This window comes from Xenorhabdus budapestensis (assembly GCF_002632465.1).
In the GTDB taxonomy this organism is placed as follows: Bacteria; Pseudomonadota; Gammaproteobacteria; order Enterobacterales; family Enterobacteriaceae; genus Xenorhabdus; species Xenorhabdus budapestensis.
On record NZ_NIBS01000036.1, the window covers coordinates 1 to 14969 of the forward strand.

Here is a 14969-nt window from a genome sequence, read left to right on the forward strand (position 1 = left end):
TAGCCTTTTGTTCCTTTATTTCTCTATTTTTGACGACTTAAAGTTATAAAGGAGCGGCTATGTCATTTCAACTCATCATAAAAGTCGAGCATCGCGTTAAAATGTATGGTTTATACGGTCGCTCTGGTAGAGAGTCTTACTTTAGAACACAAGCATTGCATAAAAAAACAAGAATGCGGCAATTGGCACTCTCTACATCAATATTCATTAACAGTAATGTATCAAGAAAAAAATATATTGACGAATTAAATTATTTATCTGATTTATATGAACGTCATATATTTAGTTCAGACAATTCTGAAGAAAGAGAATCCATTCTTCAAATGATGGGAAATGAAATAAAGTACTTAGAATATCAAGAGCATTTGTGCAGATATAAACTTTATCAACAATATGCCCTCATTGAGACAAATAATCGGGGAATGGATAATATTGATTATGTGTTAAAAGGAGTTGGCATAGTCGTAGGTTTATCACAAATAGTTGCAGGAATAGGTCTGATAGCAGGAGCAACTATTACTGTATTTGGAATACCTGTTGGCTATGTGGCAGGAGCAGGATTAGTAGTTCATGGTTTTGGTGCCATTCAAGAGAATACTATGGCTCTAATTAAAGATGATCCAAACTACAAAGGATTGGTCAGATTAGGATATGAAAATACCTTTGAATATTTGGGCTCTAGTAAAACAACAGGAAGCCTAGTTTATGCAGGAGTAGATTTATCACTGTCTGCTCATGCATTATTATCGCGTACCTTAAAACCTGATGCATGGCGATTATTTCATCATATTAATGAAGATTATGTATATGGTTACAAACTTATGAGTGGATACGCACTAGGCTTCGAAATAACGGCCGATGGTCTTACGATAAAATCGGCCTATGATATATACAATAATCCAAACTACAACAAGTAATGATTTAATCTATCCTTTATGCTTTTTTATAAACATAAAGGATTTATATGTTAGTCTTACAGATGAAAAATATAACACTATTGGCATTGAAATAAAAAATGTAAGCGCAGTATTAATATAATCATCGATATCATGAGCGAGTAATAGCATGCAAATAAAAAAAGAAAGAGCAATAAAAAAAACAAAAACAACACCATGAAATTTTCTTTTCAAAATACATATTTCTTGCATGATTTCATAACCGGAGCGTTCTGAGGCAGCTTTTATCAAGCTAATATCCTTTGAAGTAAAACCATGTTCAATCATTAATGACTCTATGTTTTTTTCCATTTTCACTCACCTGTAATAATTTTGTCATATATGCAAAACGCTGACATGAAAATTGAATATTCTGTCAGGTTGACTATGAAAATTATAATCCCGCGCACTTATTTTTCTGTGCCTACATGCTACACGTATTATAACCATACGTGAAGAAAGCGTTATCTTCTGATTTGAAAAAAATCAGATGCAGACCGGCAGCGGGCAAAGTAACTACATCAAACTGATGCCGGGGCAAATTTTTAACATTGCCAGTCATCCCCATGCCCCGCTCAATATCCGCTGGCAGATTGTCAGCATCAGTCATCATGGTCGCTGTCCGCAAGCGCTGGGAGACAATAGCGGCGATGGCACGACATTGAGTAATGATTTCAGTTTTATCGATGGTTATGCGGACTGGCGACCGCCATTTCATTACAAGCCACAGGCCGACGGCGATGAAATCTTCGTGAACAAGGATGGCGCGATTAAAGTGTATTTTCACTGGAACCATTATGACAAAGCCGATGACAGTGCCTCCTGCTGGGTGCGAGTCGCACAAGGCTGGAATGGCAATGGATTTGGCTTTATGGCGATACCCCGTAAACGATGCAACAGATCATGGTGGTAAAGTCATTACTGCTATTGATAGTTATGTCTATCAAGGTATACCAATTGCTGCCAAAGGTGACTTAGTGTGTATCCCAATAGGAGGTATTTGATATTATCTGTAGCCTGTTTTTTTACATTTAGGGGATTTTTTCATGAATAAGAAATCAATAGCCCAATGGTTCATTTCTGATGAACTCTGGCAGAAAATTGAACCCTTGCTACCTCCACATAAAACCCGTCACCCTTTGGGCTGCCATCGTCGCCGTGTCGATAATCGGGCCGCTATGAATGCTATCTTTTTTGTGTCACGAACCAGATGCCAGTGGAATGCCCTCAATGCTACAGGGATTTGTTCTTCAAGCAGCGCCCACCGCCGTTTTCAGGAATGGGTGGCGGCAGGTATCTTTGAGCGACTCTGGCAAAATGGCACTGGATGGCTGTTTGACTAAAGCACCCCTGGCCGGCTCAAAAAAACAGACCGCAACCCAACAGACCGGGGAAAACAAGGCGTAAAGCGAAGTTTGCTCACGGATGGACAGGGCTTGCCACTAGCGATTGCCGTTGCGCCCGCTAATATTTATGATATCAGACTTGTTATAGCCACCCTGGACGGTTTACAGACAGGACGCCGGGGTTATGGCACCCAACTCCATCTGGATAAAGCTTATGAGGCGGAATGGCTGGAATATAATCCTATTGGGATAGGCTCTTAGTGATTTGCCCAAAATGCAAAGGCGTTTTTCCTATTGTAGAAGGTAGTGGTGACTTAAAACATCAAGGAAAACCAATTGCATTAGAGGGTATGCACACAGCATGTGGTGCAAAACTGATAGCCAGCCAGAAGGAATTTCTTGCTTAATCTGGTACAGCCGGTCTAACTCGTTTAGCGTTATACTGACGCGCTGCACTTGCCTTCTCCATGTTACCGGGCTAATGCATTAGCCCGGTAACATGGAGAGCTGAAAAAATACCTGCCAGAAAAATATTTCCTCACCATTTCCTCATTTTTCTCCTCACTTTTTGTTTTCCTCACTGCGAAAACAGGTGAGGAGTTCATGATTTTTTAGCCTTAAAAATCAATATCTTTTGTGCTCCTCACTTTTTCTGTATATATGCGAGAAAAGTGAGGAATTTGGTTAGGCACAAATTTCCTTTCCTCACTATTTCTCACTTACTCACTTACTCACTTACTCACTTTTTAATCTTCATTGTTCTGATTCATGATGGTGAGTTCCTGCCCATTGCGGATAATCAACCCGTCATGCTCTAACTTGGTTAACCAACGACTGAAATTCTTCACATTCACCCCCATCGCTTTTAAATCATCACGCACAAGGGCAATGCTGCAAGGCTCTTTCAGGGCAGTGCGTGACCGGATACATTGCCACAATGCCGTGTGTAGTGGTATAAGGATCTCGGACACCTCAAAAGCCTGCTAATGTTATTCACATGACAATGAGGTGTGACCATGAAATTGAAACTCACCAAACGCCAGTATTCCGCTGAATTTAAGCTGGAAGCGGTTCAACAGGTTGTTCTCCATCAACAACGAGTTGTCGATGTCGCCCATGCATTGGGGATCAATAACAGCACGCTGGGAAAATGGGTTCACCAGTACAAAGCCGAAATTCAGGGGATCACGCCTGTGGGTAAGGCGATGACGCCCGAACAACGCCAGATACAAGCCTTAGAAAAACAGGTGAAACGCCTGGAAATGGAAAAATAAATCCTAAAGCAGGCGGCCGTGTTGATGAGCGAGATGCGCAGTGGCGCTATGCGTTGAGCACACGGCTGAGCCCCCGATGTCCGGTGACCGAATTATGTCAAATGCTCCAGGTGTCACGCAGTGCCTATTATGACTGGCGGCAACGGCCGGTTGACACGGAACGTCTGCAGTTGCGCATCCGGGTTCGTGAACTGTATAACCAAAGCCGGGGGGCGATAGGCAGCCGTGCCTTGAGCCACCTGCTGACCAATGAAGGCTGGCCGGTGGGACGCTGGAAGGCCAGACGCTTAATGCAGGAATGCGGTCTGCAAAGCCGTCAACCTGGAGGGCACCGTTATCATCAGGTCGGAGAAGCGTCTCTCGTTTCCCCTAATCTCTTGCGGCAACATTTTGCGCCGGCTTGCCCAAATAGCCAGTGGTGCGGAGATATCACATCCGTTCGTATAAAAGCGGGCTGGAGCTATCTGGCCGTGGTGACGGATTTATTTTCCCGTCGGGTAGTGGGAATGGCCATCGCTTCTTCGCCGGATGCTGAGCGGGTCTGCCGGGCCTTGAATAACGCACTGGAAACACGTCATATTGAAGGACGGCTGGTTTTTCACTCCGACCAAGGTAGCCAATACAGGAGTAAAAAGTTTCGTCGCTTACTTTGGCAAAATAAAATTATTCAAAGCATGAGCCGCAAGGGTAACTGTTACGATAATTCCCCCATGGAACGGGTATTCCGGAGTTTAAAAAGTGAATGGAGCCCGCCTGAAGGCTATCGGGACATTCATGAGGCAATGCGGGATGTCACAGACTATTTTGGCAGGTATTACAACGACATTCGTCCTCATCGCTTTAATGGGGGAATTTCTCCCGCTGAATACGAAAGACTGTGGGAAGAGGCTAGAAATGTGTCCGAAACTTCCTGACCACAACAGTTTGAAATAGGATTGGCTCTTCAAAACCCATCATGAAAACCAGGCAGAGAGGAAAAAAGATGGATTGGATTATCTGCATTATTACAATTTAACACGATTGCACACGGCCAATAATGATTTAACACCCGTGGAATATGAAATGGCCTTCGTAAAAGTGTCCGATTTTTCTTGAGCAGAACACTTTAGAACGCTTTACAAGTCTTCACACGATTAAAGACCAGTCGGAAGTTTGCCCCGTTTCCGGTAGAGGAACCTTTAACCCCTTATCCACTCCATTACAGAATGGCATTCGCTTTCTCCGACTTCCTTTACCCGCACTTTTAACAGTTCGTCTTACGACTTACCTGCCACAGGGGCAAAAATACGGGCTTACCGAGTTCCATGCTAATGACACGGATCACTTAGGTTCTGCCAATACACCGAAGGTCTGATGACAACGTATTCCCAGATGTAAGAGGAATAACCGACCTTGTACCTTTTGGTCACAGCATGTCAGTAGCTTATGCTGCTTGCGGCTGACGGTGCTTTTTAGCAGTTCACTTAACGTTAACCTTATGACCCAGCCTAGCCTCTCATCCACCTGCTACTGGTGAAATCCATTGCTTACCTCACGGCAAAACAATACTTGAAATTCAGGGAGTACATTGTCAGGACGCTTGGCACCCCACCATTACTGGTGACGCACTGTCCCTGGGCTACTGTTAGTTGCATAACAGGTCTGCTTTTGTAAATGAAATACCATTACGACCAGACAATCATTAGCACAGCTTCACACCGGTAGGTGCTTATGCTTTGATAGAAAAGGATATTCCCGTTACATCACAACAGCCTGAGGAAGTTGCTTCAACGTGTATCATTCGCTTTCGCGGGGATACAGGCTTGCGCCCATACCTGAAATCGGACTCCATACGGAGGACCGATATTCGGGCCTGGAAACAAGCCCAAATATCGGGTTTTATCAAATGCTATTTCGGCGGGTTGGTTAGCGACCACCACTATAAAAGTCAGGGGTCACTACGGACGTAGCCCGCTCGGCTAGCTACCTACGCGACTCTCGTCGCACTACATCATGCCGCCCATTCCACCCATACCGCCCATGCCACCAGCTGCGCCTAAGTCAGCTTTGTCATCTTTTGGCAGATCAGTGATCATCGCTTCAGTAGTGACCATCAGACCAGCGATAGAAGCAGCAAATTGCAGTGCAGAACGTGTTACTTTAGTTGGATCCAGGATACCCATTCCGATCATATCGCCGTACTGTTCAGTTGCCGCGTTATAACCGTAGTTGCCCTGACCTGCTTTCACGTTGTTCACAACAACGGATGGCTCTTCACCCGCGTTGTCTACGATCTGACGCATTGGCGCTTCCATTGCACGCAGTGCAACACGGATACCTACGTTCTGATCTTCGTTGTCACCAACCAGCTCTGTAATAGCTGCCGCTGCGCGAACCAGAGCAACACCACCACCAGCAACAACACCTTCTTCCACTGCTGCGCGAGTTGCATGCAGAGCATCGTCAACACGTGCGCGTTTTTCTTTCATTTCAACTTCAGTTGCTGCACCAACTTTGATCACAGCAACACCGCCTGCCAGTTTCGCTACGCGCTCTTGCAATTTTTCACGGTCATAGTCAGAAGTTGACTCTTCGATTTGCTGACGGATTTGACCAACACGCGCTTCAATTGCGCTTGCTTCACCTACACCATCAATGATAGTGGTCGTGTCTTTGCTGATAACGATACGTTTTGCCTGACCCAGATCTTCCAGAGTTGCTTTTTCCAGCTCCAGACCAATCTCTTCTGAAATCACAGTACCGTTAGTCAGAATAGCAATATCCTGCAACATTGCTTTACGGCGATCACCGAAACCTGGTGCTTTAACCGCTGCAACTTTCACGATACCACGCATGTTGTTCACAACCAGAGTAGCCAGCGCTTCGCCTTCAACATCTTCAGCGATGATAACCAGAGGCTTGCTCGCCTTAGCTACGCCTTCCAGAACTGGCAGCAGTTCACGGATGTTGGAAACTTTTTTGTCTACCAACAGGATGTATGGGTTTTCCAGCTCAACAGAACCTGCTTCTGGTTTGTTGATGAAATAAGGAGAGAGGTAACCACGGTCGAACTGCATACCTTCAACAACATCCAGTTCGTCTTCCAGACCAGTACCTTCTTCAACGGTGATTACACCTTCTTTACCGACTTTATCCATCGCTTCTGCGATCAGTTTACCTACGGTCTCGTCGGAGTTTGCAGAGATTGTACCAACCTGTGCAATGGAAGTGGAATCAGAGCAAGGTACGGAAAGTTTCTTCAGCTCTTCAACCGCAGAAATTACTGCTTTATCGATACCACGTTTCAGATCCATTGGGTTCATACCAGCAGCAACTGCTTTCAGACCTTCGGTGACGATCGCTTGAGCCAGTACAGTTGCAGTGGTTGTACCATCGCCTGCTGCATCATTCGCTTTAGAGGCAACTTCTTTAACCATCTGTGCACCCATGTTCTCGAATTTGTCTTCCAATTCAATTTCACGTGCTACAGAAACACCATCTTTAGTAATTACAGGTGCACCAAAAGATTTATCCAAAATAACATTACGACCTTTAGGACCCAAAGTCACTTTAACTGCATCAGCCAGTACATTCACACCGCGCAACATTTTGCTGCGAGCATCATTACCAAATTTTACGTCTTTAGCTGCCATTGTGTCTTTCCTTTAAATTCGTTCAATTAAGAAGATCTAAGCGTAGTTTTTTCAATTACGCTTCAACAATTGCCAGAATATCGCTTTCAGACATGATCAACACTTCTTCGTTATCGATCTTTTCTGTTTTAACACCATAACCTTCGTTAAAAATAACGATATCACCCACTTTAACATCTAGCGCTTTCACATCTCCGCTTTCCAGGATGCGACCATTGCCAACAGCCAGAACTTCACCACGGGTAGATTTGCCCGCAGCAGAACCAGTCAAAACGATTCCGCCAGCAGATTTTGATTCAACTTCTTGACGCTTGACAATAACGCGGTCGTGTAATGGACGAATTTTCATTGATAGATCTCCTATAAATAAAGTCCATATCAGGTAAGAGGATTGATACCAGAACCCAATAGAACCAGTACCATGAAGCTACAAATTGGGGCATATAAACGTACTTCAAGGGGGGATAGCAAAAAATATTTCACTTTTTTATTACCCTCTGAAATCTCAGACAACGTAAACAGAAATTACTTTTTGTTATGACTATCATCGTGCTCATCATGACGTTTTTGGTCACCATGCTTTTGATCATCACGAGTAATAGTATAGGAAGCATCATCTTGCCTGCGCTGATACTCACCTTCAAATGTTTGCCCGTGGTCACCGTCCTGACCATATCCTCCACGGACATTCGGACGATAAAAGGTAATATGTGACAGTAATTTTGCTGTCAGTAATTTTTGTACAGGAGACAGCAGCAGCAATAACCCAAGAAAATCGGTAAAAAAGCCGGGGAGTATTAACAGGAATCCCGCTATCACTAAAGAGACACTTTTAACGGCTTCTGTCGCGGGGCTTTCTCCGGCAGCAATTTTCTGCTGCATTGACATAAAATTTTTGATTCCCTGATTACGGACAAGGGAAACACCAACACAAGAAGTCAGAACCACCAGTAACAGGGTTAGCAAGACTCCGACTTCAGAAGCAATGCGGACGAATAGAACTGATTCAATATAAACCAGCAGGCATATCAGGATAAGCGGGAGCCAGCGCACGTTGTTCTCCTTTAGTTAAGGCATAGTTGAGGCAACCTGAAAGATGAAGGGAATAAATTGGCATTTTCATCCGATTATGAATACAGTCTTCTTCCTTATCACCATGTTCATTAATTATAACTCTCCAGATGATACGCTCCAGAAGACATAGTGTGGGGATAACAATAACTGTTTTCAATACTTGTGACTCTTGACTTTTGATCTGAGTAACCGTGACCTTAATCACACATATGCCATTTCATTAAATAAAATCGTACTATAAAGTGATCCAGGTTCAAGGCATTTCTAACAAATCCAAATATGATCGCGCCAGCAATTTAGTGGTAATTGGTTAATATCACAGCAATTGCTAGCGGCAACATTATTTCAATAAACACATAACAAACAGTAAAAACGTATCCAATCTTAAGAAGGTTCTCATGTCAAACAACATTCGTATCGAAGAAGACTTGTTAGGTAAACGTGAAGTCCCTGCTGAAGCCTATTACGGTATTCACACTCTACGTGCGATTGAAAACTTCTATATCAGTGACCGCTCCATTAACGACGTACCTGAATTCATCCGTGGCATGGTGATGGTGAAAAAAGCGGCAGCACTGGCAAACAAAGAGCTCCATACTATCTCCGGCAAAATTGCAGATATCATTGTCAAGTCCTGTGATGAGCTGCTCAACACCGGTAAATGTATGGATCAGTTCCCGGTTGACGTTTTTCAGGGCGGTGCAGGTACCTCACTCAACATGAATACGAATGAGGTATTGGCAAATATCGGCCTTGAACTGATGGGACACCAGAAAGGTGAATATGAGTACCTGAACCCCAATGATCATCTGAACAGAAGCCAGTCAACCAACGATGCCTATCCCACTGGTTTCCGTATTGCTGTCTACAACTCAATCATGCAGTTGATCGATTCAATTGAATTATTAAAAGCAGGTTTCGACAAAAAAGGTATTGAGTTCGAGGACATCCTGAAAATGGGGCGTACTCAGCTACAAGACGCTGTACCGATGACTTTAGGTCAGGAGTTCCGTGCTTTCTCCATATTATTGAAAGAAGAGATCAAAAATATCACCCGTACAGCGGAATTGCTATTGGAAGTCAACCTCGGAGCAACCGCTATCGGTACTGGTCTGAATACAGCACCCGGCTACCAGAAACTGGCTGTGGAAAAATTGGCAGAAGTCACTGGCCTGCCTTGTGTACCCGCAGAAGACCTGATTGAAGCAACTTCCGACTGTGGTGCTTATGTAATGGTTCACGGAGCACTGAAACGTCTGGCAGTAAAAATGTCCAAAATTTGTAATGATCTGCGTCTGCTCTCTTCCGGCCCACGCGCTGGTCTGAACGAAATCAATCTGCCAGAATTGCAGGCAGGCTCTTCCATTATGCCAGCCAAAGTGAACCCAGTGGTGCCAGAAGTTGTTAACCAGGTTTGTTTCAAAGTTATTGGCAATGATACCTGCATCACCATGGCCGCAGAAGCAGGTCAATTGCAGTTGAACGTGATGGAGCCAGCAATTGGTCAGGCAATGTTTGAATCCATTACTATCCTGAGCAATGCATGTCGCAATCTGGTTGAAAAATGTGTTAATGGTATTACAGCCAATAAAGAAGTATGTGAAAGCTTTGTCTTTAACTCTATCGGTATCGTGACATATCTGAACCCATTCATCGGTCACCATAATGGGGATATCGTAGGTAAGATCTGTGCAGAAACGGGTAAAAGTGTCCGGGAAGTCGTTCTGGAGCGTGGTCTACTGACAGAAACGCAATTAGATGATATTTTCTCTGTTGAGAACCTAAAACATCCAACTTATAAAGCAAAACGTTTTGATGACTAATTAAATGATTATAATAACGAGTTCGTCTTAATTTTTAAGGCACGCTGTTCCAACCGGAAGCGTGCCTTTTTAATTGGCAGCAAACACAAATTATTAACCATAGATTTTCACAAAATTAAATAAATGAAGGAGTATGCAACATGTTAGCCGTAGAATTGGTTATTGTTCTGCTGGCCATTTTTCTGGGGGCAAGATTAGGGGGAATAGGCATTGGTTTTGCTGGTGGAATTGGCGTTTTGATCCTCGCCGCCATTGGCGTCAAACCAGGTAGCATTCCATTTGATGTTATCTCAATTATCATGGCTGTTATTGCTGCAATATCAGCTATGCAAGTGGCTGGAGGATTAGATTATCTCGTCCAACAAACCGAAAAATTACTGCGCAGGAATCCGAAGTACATCACGATCCTTGCACCTATCGTCACTTACTTTCTGACTTTATTTGCAGGAACGGGAAATATTTCACTGGCAACATTACCTGTTATTGCGGAGGTTGCTAAAGAACAAGGCATCAAACCATGCCGCCCGCTCTCAACCGCTGTTGTTTCTGCTCAAATTGGGATCACCGCTTCTCCCATCTCTGCGGCAGTGGTTTATATGGCCTCGGTAATGGAAGAACAAGGGGTCAGTTATATTCATTTGCTCATGATACTGTTGCCAGCTACGTTTTTTGCCATCGTATTAATGTCATTCATTGTTTCATGGCTTTTCGATTCCAAACTGGCAAATGACCCTATCTATCAAAAACGCCTTACTGCTGGCTTAGTAGAAATGCGTGGCTCTGCTCAGATCCAAATCAAACCTAAGGCAAAACTGTCTGTTCTGTTGTTTTTGTTAGGTGTTACCGGCGTCATTATCTATGCGGTTATCAATAGCCCTAGTATAGGATTAATTGAAAAACCGCTGATGAACACCACCAGTGCGATTCTGATTATTATGTTAAGTGTCGCGACCATTACCACCGTTATCTGCTCCGCTGATACTGACGCCATCCTGAACTCAAGTACTTTTAAAGCAGGAATGAGTGCTTGTATCTGTATTCTGGGAGTAGCATGGCTGGGGGATACTTTTGTTCAAGCCAATCTTGCTTGGATCAAAGAAACTGCGGGTAATCTGATTCATGCACAACCGTGGTTATTGGCTGTTATTTTCTTCTTTTGCTCTGCCTTACTTTATTCACAAGCAGTTACAGCCAAAGCATTGATGCCTATGGCATTAGCTCTACATGTCACACCATTGACTGCAATCGCTTCGTTCTCTGCGGTTTCCGGGCTGTTCATTCTGCCAACCTATCCGACCCTGGTTGCAGCAGTGCAAATGGATGATACCGGAACCACCCGGATCGGGCGTTTTGTTTTCAATCATCCGTTCTTCATTCCGGGAACAATTGCTGTTGGATTGGCTGTAGCATTCGGTTTCCTATTTGGAGACATGGTTCTGTAATTTTCATACCTTACTTAGTGTCATCTCAGGGGTTTAAAAAGCCCCTGAATATTTTCTTGCCCATCCTTATTTCCAATAATCTTTCCTGAAAAAAACACCACACTGTTTTAATATTAGGCAAGCAGCCTTTTGCCGTGGATCTCATCGGTAATAGCACTGATTTTGGTAACAGTACTGATTCTGGTAAATTTCCCCCATCAACCCTATAAAAAACAGGCAGGCAAAAGATATCTTATGATGAAACGTGTTCTCATATTGTTTCTACTATTCAGTGCAATCGCTGCTTCTCCCATTACAGCTAACGCACTGTTTGAGCGCCCCGGACAGAATTTATACCTTCCCGCTGAACAGGCATTCATGTTTGATTTTCAGCAGAAAGGGGATCAACTCACACTGAGCTGGGACATTAAACCCGGTTATTACCTCTATAGAAAACAGTTCATCATCACACCGAACCAACAAGTCACCTTAGGTCATATCGATTTTTCCAAAGCAACAGCTCATGAAGATGAGTTTTTTGGCAAAACCGAGGTCTATTTCCAATCAGCACATATTTACATCCCCATTCTTGCTGCAACTAATGATTCTACTCTTCAGGTTTCTTATCAAGGTTGTGCAGAAGCGGGATATTGCTATCCCCCGGAAACACTTACCGTACCACTTCGTGCTGTCATTACTTCCGCTTCATCAATAGTATCTCTGAGTGAACCTCCACCGCAGAAAGAAACACTCCCCAAAGCACATGAGACTCCCTTTTCACCGCTATGGGCGTTATTGATTGGTATTGGTATCGCATTTACGCCTTGCATTCTGCCTATGTACCCGCTGATTTCCGGCATTATTCTTGGTCAGCAGCGACCTGAAAGCCTGAAACGTATTTTCTGGCTGGCAATGAGCTATGTACAAGGAATGGCTATTACTTATACTGTATTGGGATTAATCGTCGCTGCGGCAGGTTTACAATTTCAGGCTGCGTTACAAAATCCTTATATTCTGGTAGGGCTGTCTGTACTGTTTATTCTACTGGCGTTATCCATGTTTGGAACGTATTCACTACAACTCCCTTCCTCAGTTCAGACACGTTTGGTGAACTGGAGTAACCAGCAGAAAAGTGGCTCTTATTTAGGGGTATTTATTATGGGAATGCTGGCAGGACTGATTTCCTCTCCCTGTACAACAGCCCCACTTAGCGCCATCTTACTTTATATCGCCCAAAGTGGTAACACCGTGCTTGGTGGCCTGACACTTTACCTTTATGCACTGGGAATGGGGTTACCACTTATCGCTGTTACTTTATTTGGTCACAAATTCTTACCTCGTAGCGGCCCATGGATGCAATACATTAAAGAAGCATTCGGCTTTATTATTCTTGCACTGCCAATTTTTTTACTGGAAAGGGTCTTCGGTGAAATATGGGGAATAAGATTGTGGAGCATGTTGGGTGTAGCCTTCTTCAGTTGGGCTTTTGTGTTAACACTCAACAACAAAAATGGTTGGTTACGTACCTTACAACTCATTCTACTGACACTGGCTTTAATCTCGTCACGCCCCTTGCAGGATTGGGTATGGGGAACTCAGGCTACGGCACAACAACAAGCACCTTTGAAATTTCAACAAGTCAGCGACTGGCAAGAGTTGAACCAAATTCTGGCTGAAAACCGCCACAAACCGATAATGTTGGATATGTATGCAGATTGGTGTGTCGCCTGTAAAGAGTTCGAAAAATATACTTTCAGCGACCCACAGGTGCAAAAACAGTTAAGCAATTTCCTCCTGTTGCAGGCGAATGTCACAGAAAATAGCCCCAGACAGAAAGAACTACTGCAAAAATTGAAGGTAATGGGGCTCCCCACCATTTTATTTTTTGATGCTCAAGGAAAAGAGTTATTCGATTCACGGGTTAATGGATTTATGGATACAGAACGTTTTAACCGCCATTTACAGCATCTATACCCAATAGATTCCCAACCGGAACCAGCAATATGAAGGGTAAACAGAAATCATTTAAAAGGAGAACAACAGTGCAACGTGAATATGTGCTTAGTCATAGCCTGAACTTACTTGAGCAACATGGTCTGTCAGCAACATTGGAGACACTTTTAACTCCCCTCAATATTGATATCAACCACATAAAACATTTCTGGCCTGATCGCGAGGCCCTGCTCTACGATTGTCTACGCTATCATAGCCAACAAATTGAAGCTCGGCAGCGTCATATCTTGCTGGATGAAACCTTAAGCCCGGAGCAAAAATTATTGGCCCGCTACGATACGTTGAAGGAAAAGGTACAAGAGCAGCGCTATCCCGGTTGTCTGTTCATTGCAGCTTGTGGCGCTTTTCCTGATACTGACCATCCGATTCACCAACTGGCAGAGTTACAAAAACAGAATTCTTTTCACTATACGATCGGGTTATTACAGCAAATTGGTATTGAAGATAGTGAACAGGTTGCCAAACAGATGGAACTTATCCTTGAAGGCTGTCTCAGCAAACTATTAGTGAAAAGAGAACTTGAGGATGTGATTACGGCGAAACTACTGGCTCAGGATATTCTGATCATTGCCAAATGCCGGAAAGATGGTGCTTTGAGCTGATAAAAAGCAGCCAAAGCTGAATAATCACACCAAAACAGTATAAAAATACAACCAACAACCATTTTTCACGTTTTTTTCTCAGAAAGTCATTGACGGATTGGACTTAATACGGTTTAATGCGTCCCCGTTAGCCCGGATAGCTCAGTCGGTAGAGCAGGGGATTGAAAATCCCCGTGTCCTTGGTTCGATTCCGAGTCCGGGCACCAAGATTTTAAAGCTAATTTGTTGAATCTTATCAGATAATTAACAAATAAGTTAAAATTTAGGGCTGTTAATTCAATGTTAAACAATTGATCGCCTAATTTGCACACTCAATGTTTAAGAAAGCCGTAAATAATGAATACAGGGTGCCTGCATTTGCAAGCACTCTTTTTTCATTTAAAATAATGATTTCAGTAATTGATTCTGATGTCAAGTAAGGGAAAAACTTTACGGGATGCCGGATCGGTATTAGCCATTTTTCATACCATCGATATTGATGCAGGGCCGTACACTAAGACCTCCACTTCCTAATCCTGTCTGAGGCCTGCCCTGTCTTTTTTTCCCTGATATCCTTACACCGAAATATCCAGATATATCGCCAGTTCATTCTCCAGCGTTTTACTCGCGATTTCCATATCGATATCAATATATTCCAGGGTGGTTGCCAGACTGCGATGCCCCAGCAAACACCTGACCAGCTGCAAATTACGATCCGGTGCTTTCATCAGCTCTGTTGCCAGTGTATGACGAAAACGGTGAGGTGAGACCGCAAAACCACACTCTTTCGACAACCGATTGAAAAAAGAACGAATATGCTGCCTTTCTTTATCGTGATCATACTGGTAACTGGCCATCCGCCCGTGATGA

The 14969-nt window shown here is 43.6% G+C and carries 14 protein-coding genes, 1 tRNA gene and 4 pseudogenes; 12 read left to right on the forward strand and 7 right to left on the reverse strand.

Annotated features, from left to right (window positions below):
* The first annotated feature begins 59 nt into the window (after nt 1–59).
* Nucleotides 60–917 carry a DUF4225 domain-containing protein gene (locus Xbud_RS17485; RefSeq protein WP_244590022.1) on the forward strand — a complete coding sequence of 286 codons (858 nt, stop codon included), beginning with the start codon at nt 60–62 and terminating at the stop codon, nt 915–917.
* Nucleotides 918–926: 9 nt separating this feature from the next.
* Here Xbud_RS17485 and Xbud_RS17490 read toward each other — a convergent pair whose 3' ends face one another.
* Nucleotides 927–1247 carry a hypothetical protein gene (locus Xbud_RS17490; RefSeq protein ID WP_099137319.1) on the reverse strand — a complete coding sequence of 107 codons (321 nt, stop codon included), beginning with the start codon at nt 1245–1247 and terminating at the stop codon, nt 927–929.
* 172 nt (nt 1248–1419) lie between these two features.
* On the opposite strand from Xbud_RS17490, the pseudogene Xbud_RS17495 reads away from it, so the two are divergent.
* The 4 genes and pseudogenes from Xbud_RS17495 to Xbud_RS17505 form a co-directional block, all read left to right on the forward strand.
* Nucleotides 1420–1821, forward strand: a pseudogene (locus Xbud_RS17495) (contractile injection system protein, VgrG/Pvc8 family); the annotation flags it as partial.
* On the forward strand, nt 1793–1939 hold the full coding sequence (locus Xbud_RS21200; RefSeq protein WP_416777217.1) for a PAAR domain-containing protein: 147 nt from the start codon (nt 1793–1795) through the stop codon (nt 1937–1939). The pseudogene Xbud_RS17495 and the gene Xbud_RS21200, both read left to right, overlap by 29 nt.
* Before the next feature lie 42 nt (nt 1940–1981).
* Nucleotides 1982–2512: pseudogene (locus Xbud_RS17500) on the forward strand (IS5 family transposase); the annotation flags it as partial.
* 26 nt (nt 2513–2538) lie between these two features.
* Nucleotides 2539–2688: pseudogene (locus Xbud_RS17505) on the forward strand (PAAR domain-containing protein); the annotation flags it as partial.
* A gap of 339 nt (nt 2689–3027) precedes the next feature.
* Here Xbud_RS17505 and Xbud_RS17510 read toward each other — a convergent pair.
* Nucleotides 3028–3252, reverse strand: a complete 225-nt coding sequence (locus Xbud_RS17510) for a hypothetical protein (RefSeq protein ID WP_099137321.1) — start codon at nt 3250–3252, stop codon at nt 3028–3030.
* A gap of 45 nt (nt 3253–3297) precedes the next feature.
* Between Xbud_RS17510 and Xbud_RS17520 the strand changes: the two genes are divergently transcribed.
* A protein-coding gene (locus tag Xbud_RS17520; protein WP_422645763.1) for an IS3 family transposase occupies nt 3298–4469 on the forward strand; the annotation gives its coding sequence in 2 pieces (ribosomal slippage) (nt 3298–3553 and nt 3553–4469; 1173 coding nt in all).
* A gap of 43 nt (nt 4470–4512) precedes the next feature.
* Nucleotides 4513–4650: pseudogene (locus Xbud_RS21470) on the forward strand (IS3 family transposase); the annotation flags it as partial.
* Nucleotides 4651–5540: 890 nt separating this feature from the next.
* Here the strand turns inward: Xbud_RS21470 and groL are convergent.
* The 4 genes from groL to Xbud_RS19955 form a co-directional block, all read right to left on the reverse strand.
* A complete protein-coding gene (groL, locus tag Xbud_RS17530) occupies nt 5541–7187 on the reverse strand; it encodes a chaperonin GroEL (protein WP_099137325.1) in 1647 nt (548 codons plus the stop codon).
* Nucleotides 7188–7242: 55 nt separating this feature from the next.
* Complete coding sequence (locus tag Xbud_RS17535; protein WP_099137326.1) at nt 7243–7536, reverse strand: co-chaperone GroES; 294 nt, start codon at nt 7534–7536, stop codon at nt 7243–7245.
* 176 nt (nt 7537–7712) lie between these two features.
* On the reverse strand, nt 7713–8240 hold the full coding sequence (locus Xbud_RS17540) for an FxsA family protein (protein ID WP_099137327.1): 528 nt from the start codon (nt 8238–8240) through the stop codon (nt 7713–7715).
* Nucleotides 8194–8466: a hypothetical protein gene (locus tag Xbud_RS19955; protein WP_169923102.1), complete on the reverse strand. Its 273-nt coding sequence runs from the start codon at nt 8464–8466 to the stop codon at nt 8194–8196. The genes Xbud_RS17540 and Xbud_RS19955 overlap by 47 nt, the downstream gene beginning before the upstream one ends.
* 193 nt (nt 8467–8659) lie before the next feature.
* Here Xbud_RS19955 and aspA point away from each other — a divergent pair, with 193 nt between their 5' ends.
* From aspA to Xbud_RS17565, 5 genes are all read left to right on the forward strand, one after another.
* Nucleotides 8660–10084, forward strand: a complete 1425-nt coding sequence (gene aspA / locus Xbud_RS17545; RefSeq protein ID WP_099137328.1) for an aspartate ammonia-lyase — start codon at nt 8660–8662, stop codon at nt 10082–10084.
* A 140-nt stretch (nt 10085–10224) separates the two neighbouring features.
* Nucleotides 10225–11526 (forward strand): anaerobic C4-dicarboxylate transporter, encoded by a 1302-nt coding sequence (locus Xbud_RS17550; RefSeq protein WP_099137329.1) that lies wholly within the window; start codon nt 10225–10227, stop codon nt 11524–11526.
* 234 nt (nt 11527–11760) lie between these two features.
* Nucleotides 11761–13512: a protein-disulfide reductase DsbD gene (locus Xbud_RS17555; RefSeq protein ID WP_099137331.1), complete on the forward strand. Its 1752-nt coding sequence runs from the start codon at nt 11761–11763 to the stop codon at nt 13510–13512.
* Between the two features lie 35 nt (nt 13513–13547).
* Entirely contained in the window at nt 13548–14120 is a 573-nt protein-coding gene (gene dicD / locus Xbud_RS17560) for a division control transcriptional repressor DicD (protein ID WP_099137332.1), read from the forward strand.
* A 130-nt stretch (nt 14121–14250) separates the two neighbouring features.
* Nucleotides 14251–14326, forward strand: a tRNA-Phe gene (locus Xbud_RS17565).
* A 348-nt stretch (nt 14327–14674) separates the two neighbouring features.
* Here Xbud_RS17565 and Xbud_RS17570 read toward each other — a convergent pair.
* The coding region (locus Xbud_RS17570) for a site-specific integrase (protein ID WP_145956663.1) at nt 14675–14969 on the reverse strand (295 nt) is incomplete at its 5' end.